Raw genomic sequence first — 19491 nt, forward strand, 5'->3', positions numbered from 1 at the left:
TACCAGATGATCAAGATGGCGTTCAGCCTGAAGGGAGATTATCTGCCTTATCAGCTGAGTTTTAGCGGTGCAGTGTCAGAGATATTACGGTTGTTGATCGGGCTGCCGTGGGCATCAGCGGGAGCGATCCCTGGTCATCTGAAGCATTTTTACAGCAACGCAGCGATGCTAAAACTGCCCTCGAGGCGTGAGCGGGAATATACAAGGGAAGTGAGAGAAAAAAGGTCGAAATATCCCTTAAAAAACAATGCCGGTCACCTTAAGTGACCGGCATTAGGCCTTTTGGCCCCTTTAATTATCTTTGCGGCGGTAAATGTAATCGGATCGACCCATCGGGGTGCGTCAAACGGCTTTCCCCCTTCCCGCATATTTCTCACTGCCCTGCAGATGTGCAAATGGGGCGAAATGCCCCATTATTGTGCATTTTATGCACCCACTCTGTGCCTGCTTTTTAGAACGTGTAAGTCACACCGGTCCAAACCACGGCGGAATAAGATTTATCCACCATCGGGCTGTCTTTTACTTCATCCGCTAAACGAATGTAACGGCCAGTGAAGAATGCCTGCCATTCCTTCGTAAAGTTATAACGCGCAGAAAGTTCCGCATAAGGGCTGAAGCTGTCATCCGCGGTATAGCTACTCAGGCCGCTGCGGCGAGATTCGCCTTTGCTGACGCCGTAGTAATAATCGTTTTGGTTGCTGCTGCTCCACATCACACCGAAGCCCGGAACCAGTAACCAATTATCCTGATGGATTGGATACAGATAAGCGGCATCTGCCACCAGACCATTACTGTTATTGAGCACGTCGCCGTTGAAGGTCGCTCGCAACGTACCCCAGTCTTCGTTGTGTGAGTACGCCAGACCGCCCATCAGGGTGCCGCGACGTTTGTTCAGGTGTTTCATCTGATGGTCATCAGAATCATCGGGATCGAAACCGAATGGAATGTAGGTTGCAGTCAAACTGAACTTATTTTTGTCGTCTTTCCACAGGTAGTAACCCGCAGTCAGCGATTTGAAGTAGAAATCATCGCTCTCGTAAGAGACAACCGGCACCGGATAAACTTTATTGTCATAACCACGGTACGGGTTGACGTCGCCTAATGCAGAAGCCCCGAGGGACCAAGTACCCGCTACAGCTGCCTGACTGAAAAGTACTGCTGCGCCAACGATGGACAGTGTTTTAAGGCCTGGAGTTTTCATTGTCTTAATTCCATTAAGTAAAAAATCTTGGTCAGTGTAAATGAAGAGTAAACGTTGCGCTTAGCATTTACAGTTTTTAGGATTCCTTTACACAGGCATCGTCGTTAAAACCGGTGCGATCGCATAATTTATCTGCAAAATATGAAATAAAAATGACTAAAGAAAACACTTTCTGGCCGGAGGGCACGTCCTGTAAGGCTTTTCCAACCGTTTGTGAGAAGTGAGTCATTGATATGACTTAAAAAACGCCAGAAGCAGAGAGGAAATTTTTGTAATGCCAAACTACGCTTATAAATAGATGAAAGACTTAGCCTGAACCGGTTGCCCGCTCCACCGATTTAAGACAGTTTTCAGTCAGTCGCAACTGTCGGTATCAAAGGGGGTCTGCAAGTTGGCATAAGGGTTGCTGTATTCAGGTGGGATCTTTCTTCCGGGAGCGATTGTGTAAAAGTAGATTTACGCTCTCAATTACCTGTGCTTTATCCACGTTTTGACGTCGTCACTGACGCTCTGAACAAAGGGTAAAATAACGAAGGACGGGCATCGTATGAACATATTTGATCACTATCGCCAGCGCTATGAGGCTGCCAAGGACGAAGAGTTCACACTGCAGGAATTTCTTACCATTGCTCGGCAAGATCGCAGTGCATATGTCAATGCGGCGGAACGTCTGTTGATGGCAATCGGTGAACCAGTGATGGTAGATACCGCGCTTGAACCACGCCTGTCGCGTTTATTCTCGAACCGTGTTGTTGCACGCTACCCTGCATTTGAAGAATTTTACGGTATGGAAGAGGCCATCGAGCAGATTGTTTCCTACCTGAAACATGCCGCGCAGGGCCTGGAAGAAAAGAAACAAATCCTTTATTTACTCGGCCCGGTGGGTGGCGGTAAATCGTCACTGGCCGAACGGCTCAAATCCCTGATGCAACGTGTACCGATTTATGTGCTGAGCGCCAACGGCGACCGCAGCCCGGTAAACGACCATCCGCTCTGCCTGTTTAATCCGCAGGAAGATGCGCACATTCTTGAAAAAGAATACAACATTCCTCCGCGTTACCTCGGCACCATCATGTCGCCGTGGGCCGCGAAACGCTTGCATGAGTTTGGCGGCGACATCACCAAATTCAAAGTCGTGAAAGTCTGGCCGTCGATTCTCGAACAAATCGCTATCGCTAAAACCGAGCCGGGTGATGAGAACAATCAGGATATTTCCGCGCTGGTCGGCAAAGTGGATATCCGTAAACTGGAAAACCACGCGCAAAACGATCCTGATGCCTACGGTTATTCCGGCGCACTCTGCCGCGCAAACCAGGGTGTGATGGAATTCGTTGAGATGTTCAAAGCGCCTATCAAAGTGCTGCACCCGTTACTGACCGCCACTCAGGAAGGTAACTATAACGGTACTGAAGGGATCTCCGCCCTGCCGTTCAATGGCATTATTCTGGCTCACTCCAACGAATCTGAGTGGGTGACGTTCCGTAACAACAAAAACAATGAAGCCTTCCTCGACCGCGTGTACATCGTGAAAGTGCCTTACTGCCTGCGCGTGTCGGAAGAGATGAAAATCTACGACAAACTGCTCAGCAACAGTGAGCTTTCCCACGCCCCTTGCGCACCGGGAACGCTGGAAACACTGGCCCGCTTCTCGATTCTCTCGCGTCTGAAAACGCCTGAGAACTCCAGCAGCTATTCCAAAATGCGGGTATACGACGGTGAAAGCCTGAAAGATACCGACCCTAAAGCTAAGTCCTATCAGGAATACCGCGATTATGCGGGCGTGGATGAAGGCATGAACGGGCTCTCGACGCGTTTTGCATTCAAGATTTTGTCCCGCGTGTTCAACTTCGACCATGTGGAAGTCGCCGCCAACCCGGTTCATCTGTTCTATGTGCTGGAACAGCAGATCGAGCGCGAGCAGTTCCCACAGGACATCGCTGAAAAATATCTCGAACACCTGAAAGGCTATCTGATCCCGAAATACGCTGAATTTATCGGCAAAGAGATCCAGACCGCTTATCTGGAATCTTATTCAGAATACGGACAAAACATTTTCGACCGTTATGTCACGTACGCTGATTTTTGGATCCAGGATCAGGAATATCGTGATCCGGACACCGGCCAGCTGTTCGACCGAGAATCGCTGAATGCCGAGCTGGAAAAAATCGAAAAACCTGCCGGGATCAGCAATCCAAAAGATTTCCGAAACGAAATCGTCAACTTCGTGCTGCGTGCCCGCGCCAACAACAGCGGACGTAACCCCAACTGGACCAGTTACGAAAAACTGCGCACGGTTATTGAGAAAAAAATGTTCTCCAATACCGAAGAATTACTGCCGGTTATTTCGTTTAACGCCAAGACGTCGACCGATGAACAGAAGAAACATGATGATTTTGTCGACAGAATGATGGAGAAAGGATATACACGCAAACAGGTTCGCCTGCTGTGTGAATGGTATCTGCGCGTGAGAAAATCCTCGTAACAGGGGATCGTTGGCAACGCCGTTTGGGGGAAATATGACGTATTTTATTGACCGTCGGCTTAATGGCAAAAATAAAAGCGCGGTGAACCGCCAGCGCTTTTTGCGCCGCTATAAGTCGCAAATCAAACAGTCGATTGCCGAGGCCATCAACAAGCGTTCGGTTACCGACGTCGATAGCGGGGAGTCCGTCTCGATCCCCAATTCGGATATCAATGAACCCATGTTCCATCAGGGTCGCGGTGGCTTACGCCACCGTGTTCACCCCGGCAATGACCACTTTGTGCAGAATGACCGCATCGAACGACCGCAAGGGGGCGGTGGCGGCGGCAGTGGTCAGGGCGATGCCAGTCAGGATGGTGAAGGCGAGGATGAGTTCTCCTTCCAGATCTCCAAGGACGAATATCTCGATCTGCTGTTTGAAGATCTGGCGCTGCCTAACCTGAAAAAAAATCAGCATAAACAGCTGACCGAATTCAAAACTCACCGCTCCGGCTACACTTCCAACGGTGTACCGGCCAATATCAGTGTGGTGCGCTCTTTGCAAAATTCGCTGGCACGCCGGACGGCGATGACCGCGGGTAAAAAACGAGAGCTGCGAGAGCTGGAATCAACGCTTTCTGAAGTTGAAATCAGCGAACCGGCGCAATTACTGGAAGAAGAACGGCTGCGCAAAGAGATCGCCGAGCTGCGGGCGAAAATCGCCAAAACGCCGTTCATCGATACCTTTGATTTACGTTATCGCAACTACGAACGTCGCGCCGAGCCTTCAAGCCAGGCGGTAATGTTCTGTCTGATGGATGTGTCAGGTTCGATGGATCAGGCAACCAAGGACATGGCCAAACGTTTTTATATTCTGCTCTATTTATTCCTGAGCCGGACGTACAAAAATGTTGATGTGGTCTACATCCGTCACCATACACAAGCCAAAGAAGTGGACGAACAGGAGTTCTTCTACTCGCAGGAAACCGGCGGCACCATCGTCTCAAGCGCACTGAAGTTGATGGATGAAGTCATTCAGGAACGTTACGACCCGGCGCAGTGGAATATTTACGCTGCGCAGGCCTCCGATGGCGACAACTGGGCTGACGACTCCCCTCTCTGCCACCAGCTGTTGGCGCAGAAGATCTTGCCGATGGTACGTTATTACAGCTATATCGAAATCACCCGCCGCGCTCACCAGACGCTCTGGCGTGAATACGAAGTGTTACAGCAGAAGTTCGGTAATTTTGCTATGCAACACATTCGTGAACAGGAAGATATTTATCCGGTGTTCAGGGAGCTTTTTCACAAGCAAACTGAAAATGGGTGAGATTGAAATAAATAAAAAGCCGGCAAATTCATCTGCCGGCTTTTTTATTTTTTACAGCGTGTTGCCATTCTCTTAACGAGAAATTACATGCCGTAAACCAGGTTCACAGAAGTGACGGTATCGGTTTTATCCGGTGCACTGGCGGGTGGTTTGGTGTTGTACGTAACGTCGTAAGCGACTTTCAAAGAGAAGTGGCTGTTGATCGCAACGGTCAGCGCGGTTTCTGAGTTCAGCGTGGTTTCATCATTCGCTAACACGGAAACGCCCTGAGTGAATTTCGCGGTATCGCTTATCTGATAACCGTAAGTACCTGAGCCATAAGCCAGCGCACGCGTGGTGTTACCGCCTGCCTGGAATTCATCGTGACGAACACCCGGACCAGCTTCCAGATTCAGTGTATGAACCGGACCGCTCCAGATCTGACGACCGTAACCAACAGTGGCCACATCGCGCGCGCGGTAACCGTTGTAACGGTCACTCAGCCAGCTAGCCTGACCAAACAGATAGTTTGCATTATCCATGTTGTAGCGGGTACGGGCACCGGCCTGATACTTCTCGGATGAACGTACACCGGAAGAGGACGTGTTACGCGCAGAACCCCACAGGCTATAAGCCGTGTTGGTATCAAACCAGGTCATCGTGGTATCGGCATTCAGCGTGGAGTTGCTGGTATTACCGGTTTGTGCACTGTAACCCGCCTGAACATTGCCCACGAAAGGCTTTTTGGCCTGAGCAGGGTCATCCAACGCGGTGAAAATGGTGGTGTCTGCAAGGCTTGAGATACTGAACAGCGAGGCACCGCAGACTACGGCACACACTGGTAAATGACGTACAACCCGAAAAAACATTTTGCTTCCCCAATAAGACTTAAGGCAAATAACGATATTGAACTACACGATTAATGCCATTAATTAGGATCCGTTAATCAAGCCTGGCAACTCCGTTTCGATGGCACATACATACAAATTTTTACCGCAACAAATATAACGCACTCAGGCCACGAGATCTTAATAAAGCGACCTTTTTAGACAGTTCCTAACCACTGATATTTTTTGCAAAACTTCCTGCAATAAAAAAACGCAATCATTACGGTTTATGACGTTGATTTTTAATTTCAACGCGGGATCGTAATGAAAGCGTCGTGGTGAGACGTCATCTGGCCTGATGCCCCGTTCCCCGACAGGCTTCGCCAGAGAAACCACGGTCCGGCAGCGAACAGATTTCCGCCGAACGCGCTGCGCAATCTTGTCCTTTTGAGCGATGCGGGGTAGTTTTGTTCTGATAACATCTTATTTTTGCCTCGGGTTCCTCGAAGGCAGCCTTCAGGAGGAGTGGTCAATGGCTTTACAACAAGAGATTATTCAGGCTCTGCACGTTAAACCGCAAATCGATGCCGCGCAGGAAGTGCGTGTCAGCGTCGATTTTCTCAAAAGTTATCTGCTGGCCCATCCCTTTATTAAATCTCTGGTACTCGGCATCAGCGGCGGGCAGGATTCTACTCTTACCGGCAAACTTTGCCAAACGGCAATTAGTGAATTACGTGCGCAAACTGCTGACGACAGCTATCAGTTCATCGCGGTGCGCCTGCCCTATGGCGTGCAGGCCGATGAATCCGATTGCCAGGACGCGATTACCTTTATCCAACCGGATCAGGTTCTGACCGTTAATATCAAAAATGCCGTGCTGGCGAGTGAAGCGACACTGCGTGAAATTGGTATCGAACTGAGCGATTTCATCAAGGGTAACGAGAAAGCCCGCGAGCGCATGAAAGCGCAGTACAGCATCGCCGGCATGAAAAAAGGTGTGGTGGTCGGAACCGATCATGCAGCGGAAGCGGTCACCGGGTTCTTCACCAAGTACGGCGACGGCGGCACGGACATCAACCCGATTTTCCGTCTGAACAAACGTCAGGGAAAAGCCTTGCTGAAAGAGCTCGGTTGCCCGGAGCATTTATATACCAAAGCGCCGACGGCGGATTTAGAAGAAAACCGCCCTGCCTTGCCAGATGAAGTGGCGCTGGGCGTGACCTACGAACTGATCGATGATTATCTCGAAGGCAAGACTATCGACGAGGCGTCCGCGAAAATTATCGAAGGTTGGTATCTGCGCACGGAGCATAAACGCCAGCCGCCGGTCACGGTGTTTGACGATTTCTGGAAGAAAAAATAACGCTTCCGGAACAATGACTTTACGGACACTCACTGAGTGTCCGTGTTCTTGTCCACTCTGGTTCACATTCTTTGCTCGCCTGATTATCACAAGTACCTTCCCATTCATTAACTAAATCATTACCCTTAGCGTCCTTTCGGATGACTGACAGTGATGTTTTCAATGCAAAAATTCCTTTTTCTGTTGCTGAGCATGGTATTGCTTGGCCCGCTGGGTATTGATTTATACCTGCCCGCCATCCCGGCGATCGCCCTCGGCCTTAACAGCTCAGAGGCGGTGATCCAGTCTTCGATTTCCTTATTCATTCTGGTGATGGGGCTGGGACAGCTGGTGGCCGGCCCCCTGGTGGATAAATTCGGTCGACGCCCGATCGCCATTATCGGCGTGGTGGTGTACCTGGCGGGTGCAATCATTGCCGCCACGTCCGTTGCGCCCTGGATGTTCCTGCTCTCGCGTGTGGTTCAGGGGCTGGCGGTGTGCTGTACGTCGGTAGTGATTTTCAGCGGCGTGCGCGACCGCATGAGCGGTAATGATGCCGCCCGCGCCTACGGTTTTCTTAACGGCACGCTCAATATCATTCCGGCACTTGCGCCGCTGATCGGCGGCCTTATCGCCCAATACTACGGCTGGCGTGCGCCGTTCTGGGCACTCAGCGGTTATACCGTGGCGATTCTGTTGCTAGTCATATTCAAACTGCCTGAAACCCGCCCGGCGGATACCCAAACCAATACCGGTCTGCCGTTTCGTCAGTACGCCCGTATTTTGTCGGACTCGCGCTTCATCACTTTTGCGCTGGTGAATGCCGGTGCGATGGGTATGGCGCTGACCTATGTCTCTCTGGCACCGACGGTGCTGATGAATGTCGCAGGACTCACTCCGCTGGAGTTTTCCATCGTCTTCGGCGCAAATGGCTTCTGGATCATGACGGTGAGTTTTGTTGCCAACCGCATTATCCGTAAGGTCGGACGTCCGGTGTGTTTAAAAACGGGCGGCATTTTGATGTTCATCGGCTGTGCCGGATTAATTGCGGGGATCACGCTGGTCCCCCCGGCGGATCAAACCGCAACCTGGTTGTACATGCTGCCTGTCGCCAGTGCCTGTGCCGGCCTGGCGTTTCTGATGGGTCCCGCGACCAGCTATGCGCTTGAGCCGTTCTCCAGTGAAGCAGGCGTCGCCTCTGCGCTGGTTGGTTCGGTGCAAATGGCAGGGGGTGCTTTACTCGGATTTATCGCGATGGCGCTGCCGTTACAGCCGAAGCTGAGCGTGGCACTGGTGATGCTGGCGGGGGGATGTCTGGCGATGCTGGCGCGTCGCGCCAGTAAAAAATCAACGGGCCGTCTGACCCGTCTTGAGAAGTAAGATTTCTACACCGTAGTTACCGGTACGCGGGGCGCGAGCGCAGTCAGCAGCTCATACCCCAGCGTACCGCACGCCGCCGCCACATCATCCACCGGCAAATTTTTTCCCCACAGTTCAACCGGCGTTCCAATCTGCGCCTGCGGGCACGGCGTTAAGTCTACCGCCAGCATGTCCATTGATACCGTCCCGACCGTCACCGTCCGTACGCCATCCACCCACACCGGCGTACCGGACGGTGCATGGCGCGGATACCCGTCCGCATAACCGCACGCCACCACGCCGATGCGCTGAGGCTGCAATGCCGTATAGCGCGCGCCATAGCCCACGCAGTCGCCCGGGTTAAGGTGCTGAATGCCGATAAGCTCACTGCTGAGCGTCATCACCGGTTGCAGGCCGGTACTGGCAATGTCCTGCCACTGCCCGCTCGGCGACGCGCCATAAAGAATAATGCCCGGCCTCACCCAGTCGTGGTGCGTATGTGGATGCCACAAAGTCGCGGCCGAGTTCGCCAGAGAGCGCGGGCCGCTGATACCCTCTCCCGCACGCATAATCACCGCCATCTGGGCATCCACGCCTTCCGCGCTGTCGGCGGTGGCAAAGTGGCTCATCAGGGTGATTTCACCCACCAGTTGTAACGCACGCAGCTGTTGCCAGACTTCTTTGATGCGATCAGGGGCAAAACCCAGACGGTTCATCCCGCTGTTCACTTTCAGATAGATATTCACCGGCTGGCTGAGCTGAGCTTCAGCCAGCGCGTCAACTTGCCAGTCACTGTGTACGGATGTGGTCAGCCGATAGCGATCAACCGCCGTTAAGTCTTCGGCGCTGAAAAAACCTTCCAGCAGCAGGACAGGACCCTGCCAGCCAGCGTCACGTAGCAATATTGCTTCTTTAAAATCAAGCAGGGCAAAACCGTCCGCCCCGGACAAACTTTGCCAGATACGCGAAATACCGTGGCCGTAGCCATTGGCTTTCACCACCGCCCAGACCTTGCTGTTCGGTGCAAAACGGCGGATAACGTCCAGATTATGCGATAACGCAGAGAGAGATAACGTGGCAGAAATCGGGCGAGGCATACCAGCTCCGGCAGTATATAAAGTGGCGCCTGCACCGTGCAGCACAGGCGGGAATTAACCGTGACTTCAGCCCACCGGATGCATTTTATGCGGGCCTGACGGATGAGCGATAAAACCGGGGCTGTAGCGCTCTACCGACAGATCGTCGGACGGGATCGCCGGAGTCACGCCGGACATAATGTCGGCCAGCAGTTGCCCGGAACCGCAGGCCATCGTCCAGCCCAGCGTGCCGTGGCCGGTATTGAGGAACAGATTTTTGATACGGGTACGGCCAACGATCGGCGTGCCGTCCGGCGTCATCGGGCGCAAGCCGGTCCAGAAAGTTGCCTGCTCCACGTTACCGCCGTTCGGGTAAAGATCTCTCACCACCATCTCCAGCGTTTCACGACGCGCCTGCGCCAGCTTAAGATTAAAGCCGACGATTTCCGCCATGCCGCCCACGCGAATGCGATCGTCAAAGCGGGTAATGGCTATTTTATAAGTTTCATCGAGTACGGTAGATACCGGCGCAGAAGCCGGATCGGTAATCGGAATAGTCAGCGAGTAACCTTTCAGCGGATACACCGGAATCGATACCAGATCGGCCAGCAGTGCGGTGGAATAAGAACCGAACGCCACCACGTAGGCATCCGCTTTCTTCACTTCATCCCCACACCGGACGCCTGTGATCTCACCGTTTTCCACCAGCAGCTTGTCTACCGTGCGGTTGAATTCGAACACCACGCCCGCCTGCCGGGCCATTTCGGCCAGCTTGCGGGTAAACATCTGACAGTCGCCGGTTTCATCATTCGGCAAACGCAGGCCGCCGGTCAGTTTGTGCGCGACCTGCGCCAGCGCCGGTTCGGCGGTCGCCAGCTGGCTGGACTCCAGCAGCTGATACGGCACACCGGCGTCTTCCAGCACGGCGATATCCTTCGCGGCGCTCTCAAACTGCTGCGCGGTACGGAACAGCTGCAACGTGCCGCCCTGACGCCCTTCGTACTGAATGCCGGTATCTTCACGCAAGGCTTTCATACAATCACGGCTGTATTCCGCCAGACGCACCATGCGGCCTTTATTTGTCTGATAATGGTTCATGTCGCAGTTGCGTAGCATCTGCCACATCCATTTGAGCTGGAACTGCGTGCCGTCGAGGCGGATGGCCAGCGGTGCGTGTTTCTGAAACATCCATTTAATCGCTTTGACCGGAACGCCGGGAGCCGCCCAGGGTGCTGCGTAGCCCGGTGAGATCTGACCCGCATTGCCCGCGCTGGTTTCTTCAGCCGGGCCCGACTGACGATCGATAACCGTCACCTGATGACCCGCTTTGGCCAGATACCATGCACTGGCGACACCGACCACACCACTGCCTAAAATCACTACGCGCATATCGACTCCACTCCACGCCCAAACAAAGCATAATATTCTGATGACAGGAAATTAACCTGACTGCCAAAAATCGCCAACACAGGCGTTCATAACCGTGAGTTATTTCACAATTATTTATCGTTCATTGCCGGTTTTTTTTCAATAGGGACAAATAAATAACGATATCGCGCAACATTATCCCTACGCACAGAGAAATTTATGGTTTTTTGATAGCAATGACAGCATTGCCATCATCAGGCTTTATGGTCGCCAGGTTGCGTTTCATAACGGGCATTTATTCTTGTATACAAACGATTTTGCGGAACATATCACTACAAACGTAAGCCGCAGTAACATTCCCTCATCATTCGAAGAAACTGTGCAGATCCTGTCTGCGGGCGTTTATAAACCCCTTAAAAATGCCACCTGCATCACACTTCACTCAATGACTCAAAAATTCACCTACACTTTTACCGGTTACCGTTTAACCACTTTCCATCCCGCCATAAGAGGACGATGTGTGAATAATTCAAACTTTCTGAAGCTTAAAGATGCGTGAAGACCTGAAGAAAATGACCATCCCGACGCTGGTGATTTATGGAGATGACGATCAGATTGTACCGCCGGTATCTTCCAGTAAAGCGGCGTTAAAACTGTTGCCGCAGGGCTTGGAAAAAGTTTATCCGGGCGCATCGCATGGCTTGTGCAGTACGCATAAAGATGAAATTAACCAGGACCTGCTGGCCTTTATCCGTAGCTAAATCCCCTGCTCTTTTCAGAAAGCCTCCGGCCCTGCGTTGCAGGGCTTTTTTATGACGGCCTCTGCGCAATTGACAGCACGCAGGCGTGAGGATATAGATTGAGACAGGAACGGATTTCTGGTCTTTATCAGGCAGCAAAATCAGATTGAGCTACGATTACTACTGGACGTGCGAAATCTTAAGAAAAGGTTGTGAATCAAACACTCTGTAGCGTCCATAACTGAATGAGGGTGCGGCTTATGACGACAGTGACCCAAAAGAAAAATACTGAGGACAAACGTCTTAGCGATGGACCGGACTGGACGTTTGACTTGTTGCAAACCTATCTCACAGAGATCGACCGGGTGGCGAAGTCTTACCGGCTGGACACTTATCCTCATCAAATCGAAATCATCACCTCCGAACAGATGATGGATGCCTACTCCAGTATCGGTATGCCCATCAACTACACGCACTGGTCGTTCGGCAAGAAATTCATCGAAACCGAACAACTCTACAAACACGGCCAGCAAGGCCTGGCGTATGAAATCGTCATCAACTCCAATCCGTGTATCGCCTATCTGATGGAAGAAAATACCATCACGATGCAGGCGCTGGTGATGGCCCATGCCTGCTACGGGCATAACTCTTTCTTTAAAAATAACTACCTGTTTAAAAGCTGGACCGACGCCAGTTCGATTGTCGATTACCTGTTGTTCGCCAAACGCTATATCAGCGAGTGCGAGGAGCGTTACGGCACTGACGAAGTGGAACGGCTGCTCGATTCCTGCCATGCGCTGATGAATTACGGCGTCGATCGCTATAAACGTCCGCAGAAAATCTCTTTACAGGAAGAGCTGGCGCGGCAGAAAAGCCGTGAAGAATATCTGCAAAGTCAGGTCAACACGCTGTGGAAAACCTTGCCGCGTAAAGACGCCATCGATGCGCCGGAACAGGCACGCCGCTTCCCTTCCGAGCCGCAGGAAAACCTGCTGTACTTCATGGAAAAAAATGCGCCGCTGTTGGAACCCTGGCAGCGCGAGATTTTGCGCATCGTACGTAAGATCAGCCAGTATTTCTATCCGCAAAAACAGACCCAGGTGATGAATGAAGGCTGGGCCACGTTCTGGCACTACACCATCCTCAATCATCTGTATGACGAAGGGAAAGTGTCCGACCGCTTTATTCTGGAATTCCTGCACAGCCACACCAACGTGGTGTTCCAGCCGCCATACAACAGCCCGTATTACAGCGGAATCAACCCCTATGCGCTGGGCTTTGCGATGTTCCAGGACATCAAGCGTATCTGTCAGGAACCTACCGAGGAAGATCACTATTGGTTCCCGGACATCGCCGGTTCGGACTGGCTGACCACGCTGCATTTTGCGATGCGTGATTTCAAAGATGAGAGTTTCATCAGCCAGTTCCTGTCGCCGAAAGTGATGCGCGATTTCCGCCTGTTTACCGTGCTCGATGACGACCACAATAACTATCTGGAAATTGCCGCGATCCACAATGAAGAAGGCTATCGGGCAATCCGTCAGGAACTGTCGGCGCAGTACAATCTGAGCAATCACGAACCAAACATTCAGGTGTGGAACGTTGATTTACGCGGTGACCGTTCACTGACGCTGCGCTACATTCCGCAGGATCGCGCGCCACTGGATAAAAGCCGCCGGGAAGTGATGAAGCACGTTCACCGTCTGTGGGGCTTCGATGTATTTATCGAGCAACTCAACGAAGACGGCAGTGTCGAACTGCTGGAACGTTGCCCGCCGCGCCCTGCACCTTTGTAATTCCCTGGATTATAATAATTAAAAAAGGGCGCTCAGCGCCCTTTCCTTATTTCCACACTCTGATTTATTTCTTCTGATCGGTCAGATCACCGGGCATGGTGCCCTGCATGCTGTGCCAAATCTCACCGCTCTGACGGCCATAATTGCGGACACAATCGACAATCTGCTCATAACTTTTTTCGTGGCAGATATCTGACAATTTTTTGTAGAACGCGATCGCCAGTTTGCGGGCTTCCGGATTAGAGAAGTAATAACGCCCGACGCGCTGATACAACCCGCGCAGGCCATTGATGATCAGCCCATAAATTGGGTTGCCGGAAGCAAAGGCCAGACCACGGAAAATATCGTAATCGAGCAGCATAAAGGCTTCAGCATTATCTTCCACCTCAGTGGCCGTCGCGAGCACTTTCTGCGTTTCATCCGGATTGGTACGCATCGCTTTGCGGATGAAAATCGTCGCGATATTAGTACGTACGGAAAGCAGATTGTCGATCAGCTGCGGTACGCTGTCGTGATCAAGGCGAGCCAGCGTTTCCAAAATATTTAAACCGGAGGTTTCCCAAAAGTTGTTCACTTTCGTTGGTTTACCGTGCTGAATGGTCAACCAGCCGTCGCGGGAAAGGCGCTGTAATACTTCACGTAAGGTAGTACGGGTTACCCCAATGAGTTCTGAAAGTTCTCTTTCAGCCGGTAGAATTGAACCGGGCGGGAACCGACTGTTCCAGATGCTTTCGATGATATACTCTTCGGCAAAACCGGCAGGACTTTGTGCCTTAATAACCATGTGTTTGTCGTTCCGTTTGGGGCATTTATTGGGGATAAAGTTACGCTCATCATACCAGATGAAAATCCCGTGTTACAGGGCACGCAGGCAGGCGAATGTTGAAACTGTGCCGGGGTTGGCATAATTTCAAATTTATGAACAACTTAATGCGGTCAATAATTTGGTAACGGCAATAATGAGATTAACTTCATACGTTTAACAAATTGAAATATAAAAGATAATAACAGGAGTCTTTGGGAAATATGGAAACTACGTTCACGCGCGCATTTGTAAAAAACTTTCTGGGGCAATCGCCCAACTGGTACAAAATCACCATTCTGGCGTTTCTGGTCATAAATCCGCTGGTATTCTTTCTGGTCAGCCCTTTTCTGGCAGGCTGGATGCTGGTGGTGGAGTTCATTTTCACGCTGGGCATGGCGCTGAAATGCTACCCGCTACAGCCGGGCGGTTTGCTGGCCATTGAAGCCGTGATGATGGGCATGACCAGCGCGGAGCGTATCCGCGAGGAGATTTCCGCCAATCTGGAAGTGATCCTGCTGCTGATTTTCATGGTGGCCGGTATCTACTTCATGAAGCAGTTGCTGCTGTACGTTTTCACCAAGCTTCTGTTAAATCTGCGTAATAAGATCGCTCTCTCACTGGCTTTTTGCTTCGCCGCAGCATTTCTCTCGGCTTTCCTCGATGCACTGACGGTCATTGCCGTCGTGATCAGCGTCTCCGTGGGTTTCTATTCGATTTACCACAACGTGGCATCGAACCGTGACGATGACACTGACATCAACGATGACAGCTCATTTACCGGCAATCAGCAGCATCAGGCGATCCTCGAGCAGTTCCGCGCCTTCCTGCGCAGCCTGATGATGCACTCCGGCGTCGGCACGGCGCTGGGCGGCGTGATGACCATGGTGGGAGAACCGCAGAATCTTATCATCGCTAAAAGCGCCGGATGGCAGTTCGCAGACTTCTTCATCCGTATGTCGCCAGTCACCGTGCCGGTCTTTATATGTGGTTTTCTGTTATGTGTGCTGGTTGAGCGTTTTCGCTGGTTTGGCTACGGTGCACAGCTGCCGCAGCCGGTGTTTGAAGTACTGAAAAAGTTCGATCAGAAAAACAGTCAAAACAGCACTAGGCAGGAGCGCATTAAACTGGCGGTGCAGGCCGTTATCGGCGTGTGGCTGATTGTCGCGCTGGCGTTACATCTGGCTGAAGTGGGTCTGATTGGCCTTTCGGTGATCATCTTTGCGACAGCGTTCTGCGGTGTAACTGATGAACACGCTATTGGTAAAGCTTTCCAGGAATCTCTGCCGTTTACTGCCTTGCTGACCGTGTTCTTTGCCGTCGTGGCGGTGATTATCGAACAGCACCTGTTCAGCCCGATTATTCACTTTGTGCTTCAGTCAGCGCCTTCGCATCAGCTGTCGCTGTTCTATTTATTCAACGGATTGCTGTCTGCGGTTTCTGATAACGTTTTCGTCGGGACGGTGTACATCAACGAAGCTAAGGCAGCACTGCAAAGTGGCGCTATCGATCTCAAACAGTTTGAATTGCTGGCGGTAGCGATCAACACCGGTACCAATTTGCCCTCGGTCGCGACCCCTAATGGTCAGGCCGCCTTCCTGTTCCTGTTGACCTCCGCGCTTGCGCCGCTGATCCGTCTTTCCTATGGACGGATGGTGTGGATGGCGCTGCCGTACACCGTGGTGATGACGCTGGTCGGCCTGCTGTGCGTACAGTTCCTGCTGCCGGATATGACACAGTGGTATATGGATATGGGATGGATCGCCCTTCCCTGAATAGCAGGATTAACACCCGAGGAAATTTTCTGCTGGAGATGCCTTTTAGAAAATTTCCTAATTTAAAGTCGAATTATCCGATTTGAAGAAAATATTTACTTAAATTTCATTTGTACAGGCTGGCAGCACAGTCCAATTGGTTTACACTGCGTCTCAGTAGCTAACTGCAGGGAAAAAATTTCTATGTTGCAATATCTTAACCGCTGCTCACAGGGACGCGGTGCCTGGCTTCTGATGGCACTGACTGCGTTAATCCTTGAGCTGGTTGCGTTGTATTTTCAACACGTGATGTTACTTAAGCCGTGCGTAATGTGCATTTATGAGCGTTGTGCCTTGCTGGGTATTTTGGGTGCAGGGCTGGTGGGGGCGATCGCGCCATCGACCTGGTTGCGTTACGCCGGTATTTTGATCTGGCTATACAGCGCTTACGAAGGGATCCGCCTGTCATGGGAACATACCATGATCCAGCTTCATCCCTCTCCGTTTGCGACCTGCGATTTCGCCGCACGTTTCCCGACCTGGCTGCCGCTGGATAAATGGTTCCCGGGGATGTTTGTGGCTACCGGTGATTGCGCAGAGAAGCAGTGGGAATTCCTGTCCCTCGGCATGCCGCAGTGGCTGGTCGTGGTGTTCAGCGTCTTCATGGTGATCGGTGTGCTGGTTCTGCTGGCTCAGTTCGTGAAACCAAAACGCCGCGATCTGTTCGGCCGCTGATTCAGCAATTTTTATGACTAAGCGCCTGCGGGCGCTTTTTTATTTCTGAATTTTCATAAACAGCCAGAAACCCGTCACAACCTGCCAGCCTGTAATGGTGTACACCGACATCCTTTCAATCATGCCTACCGGCAAAACGTCCAGCGATATCGTGAACATGCTGACCAGCCCGACGACGCCCAGCATCAGGCTAAGCCACGAAAATCCACGCCATCCGGCGCTGTTACGCTTCATCCAGGCAACCGACAGCAGGCACAGGTTCCCGCCGCCTATCGCCATCACCGCACCGGTCTGATGCAACGTTACCCCACCAGACCCCCCACCGCTGTGGAACAACGCAATCATCACGCCGCCAATCCCGTGCAGCAGGCCAAACAGCAGAAACAGCGATTGCCCCTGTTCATTAAAAACCCGGCGTAATAACACGCAGGCGATAAAGAACAAAAGTCCTTCAATCGCGAAACCGCTGTTCATCAGCATATGCAGCGGCGAACAGATAGCGCGGCCATCCGCAGTTGGTCCGCAGGATGCAATCCCTAAATCGCTGATGTAGTTCTGACGATAAGAATAATCAGGCTCATGCCACGCCAGTGCGCTGATTTTCTCCGCCAGCAAATACTGTAATCCGCCCAGTGTGAAACACAGCGCGCCCCCTTTTTGCCAACCCGAGAGTGTCCGCATTCGAAATATTCCTTTCATAGATATGCTGTGATTTTAGCAGAAGTTCTCTGGCCCGCCCGCAGGCACAAAAAAAAGCGTCCAGTTAGCGCTCAGTTTTCCTGAACGCTAACGGACGCCTTTTTGATAACTTTGATCAGCCTTCCGTGGGGTGAAACCCTGTGGAATAAATAATGCAGCTTATATGCCAACTCACTGCGATTCCTTAAACCCGTTATTTCTCAGTGCTTTGGCTACAAGCTGCAATATCACAGTTTTGCTTGTTGCACTCTTTATCGACATTTTCTCAACAATATCCCTGCCAGAGTGCAGCGGGGAAAAATTCAGCGCTGATAAAGAGTGCCACATGGGTGATGCGTGCATTACTGTCAAAATTACTCTTTGGTAATCGAATCGAGATACAGCTGGCTACCCGCCACGTTCTGGCTTGCGCCCTTCACGTTATCCCGAATCGCCACCAGCAATTTACTCTGAAGCGCCACCACAAACGGTGAACTGCGTTGCAACTCGCGCTGTAAGTCTGCATAGAGTGCTTTACGTTTTGTCGGATCGGACTCAGCCGCTGCCGCACGCGTCTGTTTGCTGATCTCCGGGATCACCCACTGGATGCGCTGCGCCAGAGTTTTCGGTCCGTCGGGCACGTTATACGCAAAGGTGCTGGCGTTGGTATTGGGATCAAGATAATCCGCGCCCCAGTAGGTGAAGATCGACTGGAATTTATGTGCGCGCATACGGGTCAGTACGTCGCTTTCCACCAGCGGATGCACCACTAAATTAATATCCGCTTTCGCAAAGCTGGCCTGTAGCGCCTGTGCAATATCGGAATACGGTGGCTGATTAATAACAATCAAATCAATCTTCGTACCCGGCGCGATACCGCCTTTACTGAGAATTTCCTTCGCTTTCTTCACGTCATATTTGAATGGCTGATCGTCAATCGCCCCAGCCAGACCGTCCGGCAGGAACGTCTGATGAATGCCGTACTGCCCTTTCAGCAGTTCGGTCGAAATCCCCTGATAATCCACCAGCCAGCGCGCCGCTTCCCACAGTGCAGGATTCGCCAGCGCGGGTTGCGTTGTGTCGCCGACATTAAATGCCAGATAGAACACCTTGGCCGCCGGGAACTGGGCAACGTGTACGCCCTTCTCTTTTTGCAGCGAGCTGAACTGATCGGCACCTAAATCGTAGGCCACGTCTGCATCGCCATTAAGCACCAGCAGACGACCGGTGGACGGGTCGCCGACGTTTTTAAACAGCACGTTTTCCAGCTTCGCCAGCGGTTTAGCATTCGGGTTACGTTTGAAAATCAGTGCTTCATGCGGCACATAGTTACGCACTTCAAACGCGCCGCTGCCCGCCGAACGTGAACGCAGCCAGCTGTTGCCGAAATCATCCTGATTGACGTTTTCTTTCAGTAATTTGCTGTCAACAATTCCCGCCACCGGTGCAGACAGAATGCTCAGCACCAGACCGCTGCCGATGTCAGCTGGCCAGCTAAGCTGAACTTTATCGTCGCTCAGTTTTTTCAGATTGCCGTCGACATTTTCCGGCGTCCAGCCCAGTTCACCCAGAATAAACGACGGGCTTTTATTGAGTTTCACCACGCGGGTAAACGAATAAATCACATCGTCGGCGCTGAGAGGATTGCCGCTGGCAAATTTCTGTCCGCTTTTTAACGTGAAGATCAGGCTATGCCCGTCCGGCCCCGGCTGCCAGCTGGCGGCGGCATCTGGATCGAGCTGATCAGGGTGTTGACGATTCGATTGCACCAGTTGCTGATAGAGGTTCACCAGATTTCCGGAACTGACGGTTTCAAAACTTTCCGCCGGATCCAGGCTGATAATCCCTTCAAGCGAACCGGCCACCACCAGCGTATCCGCCGGCGTCGCCGCATCCACGCGGGTTACCGCCATCATGAGCAGAAATAACAGGGAAGGAACACGTACTTTCATTGAGGTCGATCTCCACAGGTGAAAAGCCAGTTTTTCCAAGTGTAGAGGTGCAGCGCCAAGGCCAGAACAATGAAATAAAGCTTTGTATTTT

At 51.9% G+C, this 19491-nt stretch carries 14 protein-coding genes and 2 pseudogenes; 9 read left to right on the forward strand and 7 right to left on the reverse strand.

Annotated elements, in window-relative coordinates:
- Positions 1 to 267: pseudogene (locus AC0Z7K_RS03605) on the forward strand (IS4 family transposase); the annotation flags it as partial.
- Positions 268 to 451: 184 nt separating this feature from the next.
- On the opposite strand, the gene AC0Z7K_RS03610 reads toward AC0Z7K_RS03605, so the two are convergent.
- Positions 452 to 1201 (reverse strand): MipA/OmpV family protein, encoded by a 750-nt coding sequence (locus tag AC0Z7K_RS03610; protein WP_485612898.1) that lies wholly within the window; start codon positions 1199 to 1201, stop codon positions 452 to 454.
- 547 nt (positions 1202 to 1748) lie between these two features.
- Between AC0Z7K_RS03610 and yeaG the strand changes: the two genes are divergently transcribed.
- Both yeaG and AC0Z7K_RS03620 read left to right on the forward strand, forming a co-directional pair.
- Positions 1749 to 3683: a protein kinase YeaG gene (gene yeaG, locus AC0Z7K_RS03615; protein WP_112168024.1), complete on the forward strand. Its 1935-nt coding sequence runs from the start codon at positions 1749 to 1751 to the stop codon at positions 3681 to 3683.
- A 34-nt stretch (positions 3684 to 3717) separates the two neighbouring features.
- The gene (locus AC0Z7K_RS03620) at positions 3718 to 4992 is read left to right on the forward strand and encodes a YeaH/YhbH family protein (RefSeq protein WP_413528970.1); all 1275 of its coding nucleotides are present in this window, start codon (positions 3718 to 3720) and stop codon (positions 4990 to 4992) included.
- Between the two features lie 83 nt (positions 4993 to 5075).
- Here the strand turns inward: AC0Z7K_RS03620 and AC0Z7K_RS03625 are convergent, their stop codons facing one another.
- Positions 5076 to 5840 (reverse strand): DUF481 domain-containing protein, encoded by a 765-nt coding sequence (locus AC0Z7K_RS03625; RefSeq protein ID WP_413528971.1) that lies wholly within the window; start codon positions 5838 to 5840, stop codon positions 5076 to 5078.
- 490 nt (positions 5841 to 6330) lie between these two features.
- On the opposite strand from AC0Z7K_RS03625, the gene nadE reads away from it, so the two are divergent.
- Together nadE and AC0Z7K_RS03635 are read left to right on the forward strand one after the other, a co-directional pair.
- Positions 6331 to 7161 carry an ammonia-dependent NAD(+) synthetase gene (gene nadE, locus AC0Z7K_RS03630; protein ID WP_112168027.1) on the forward strand — a complete coding sequence of 277 codons (831 nt, stop codon included), beginning with the start codon at positions 6331 to 6333 and terminating at the stop codon, positions 7159 to 7161.
- Positions 7162 to 7323: 162 nt separating this feature from the next.
- Complete coding sequence (locus tag AC0Z7K_RS03635) at positions 7324 to 8520, forward strand: multidrug effflux MFS transporter (RefSeq protein ID WP_485612901.1); 1197 nt, start codon at positions 7324 to 7326, stop codon at positions 8518 to 8520.
- Positions 8521 to 8525: 5 nt separating this feature from the next.
- Here the strand turns inward: AC0Z7K_RS03635 and dadX are convergent, their stop codons facing one another.
- Positions 8526 to 9596 carry a catabolic alanine racemase DadX gene (gene dadX, locus AC0Z7K_RS03640; protein WP_485612903.1) on the reverse strand — a complete coding sequence of 357 codons (1071 nt, stop codon included), beginning with the start codon at positions 9594 to 9596 and terminating at the stop codon, positions 8526 to 8528.
- 66 nt (positions 9597 to 9662) lie between these two features.
- On the reverse strand, positions 9663 to 10964 hold the full coding sequence (locus tag AC0Z7K_RS03645; protein WP_485612905.1) for a D-amino acid dehydrogenase: 1302 nt from the start codon (positions 10962 to 10964) through the stop codon (positions 9663 to 9665).
- A gap of 533 nt (positions 10965 to 11497) precedes the next feature.
- On the opposite strand from AC0Z7K_RS03645, the pseudogene AC0Z7K_RS03650 reads away from it, so the two are divergent.
- A pseudogene (locus tag AC0Z7K_RS03650) lies at positions 11498 to 11704 on the forward strand (alpha/beta fold hydrolase); the annotation flags it as partial.
- A 239-nt stretch (positions 11705 to 11943) separates the two neighbouring features.
- Positions 11944 to 13479, forward strand: coding sequence for a SpoVR family protein (locus tag AC0Z7K_RS03655; RefSeq protein WP_413528977.1), 1536 nt, complete (start codon positions 11944 to 11946; stop codon positions 13477 to 13479).
- Between the two features lie 64 nt (positions 13480 to 13543).
- Here AC0Z7K_RS03655 and fadR read toward each other — a convergent pair whose 3' ends face one another.
- Positions 13544 to 14263 carry a fatty acid metabolism transcriptional regulator FadR gene (gene fadR / locus AC0Z7K_RS03660; RefSeq protein WP_413528978.1) on the reverse strand — a complete coding sequence of 240 codons (720 nt, stop codon included), beginning with the start codon at positions 14261 to 14263 and terminating at the stop codon, positions 13544 to 13546.
- A gap of 242 nt (positions 14264 to 14505) precedes the next feature.
- Between fadR and nhaB the strand changes: the two genes are divergently transcribed.
- Together nhaB and dsbB are read left to right on the forward strand one after the other, a co-directional pair.
- Positions 14506 to 16056 (forward strand): sodium/proton antiporter NhaB, encoded by a 1551-nt coding sequence (gene nhaB / locus AC0Z7K_RS03665; RefSeq protein ID WP_485612907.1) that lies wholly within the window; start codon positions 14506 to 14508, stop codon positions 16054 to 16056.
- 183 nt (positions 16057 to 16239) lie between these two features.
- On the forward strand, positions 16240 to 16770 hold the full coding sequence (gene dsbB, locus AC0Z7K_RS03670; protein WP_413528980.1) for a disulfide bond formation protein DsbB: 531 nt from the start codon (positions 16240 to 16242) through the stop codon (positions 16768 to 16770).
- Positions 16771 to 16809: 39 nt separating this feature from the next.
- Here the strand turns inward: dsbB and AC0Z7K_RS03675 are convergent, their stop codons facing one another.
- Complete coding sequence (locus tag AC0Z7K_RS03675) at positions 16810 to 17451, reverse strand: DUF998 domain-containing protein (RefSeq protein ID WP_485612908.1); 642 nt, start codon at positions 17449 to 17451, stop codon at positions 16810 to 16812.
- A gap of 371 nt (positions 17452 to 17822) precedes the next feature.
- On the reverse strand, positions 17823 to 19400 hold the full coding sequence (locus AC0Z7K_RS03680; RefSeq protein ID WP_485612910.1) for an ABC transporter substrate-binding protein: 1578 nt from the start codon (positions 19398 to 19400) through the stop codon (positions 17823 to 17825).
- Positions 19401 to 19491 lie beyond the last annotated feature (91 nt).

It is taken from the genome of Rahnella sp. 1L-D-7-B-C2, from assembly GCF_057290995.1.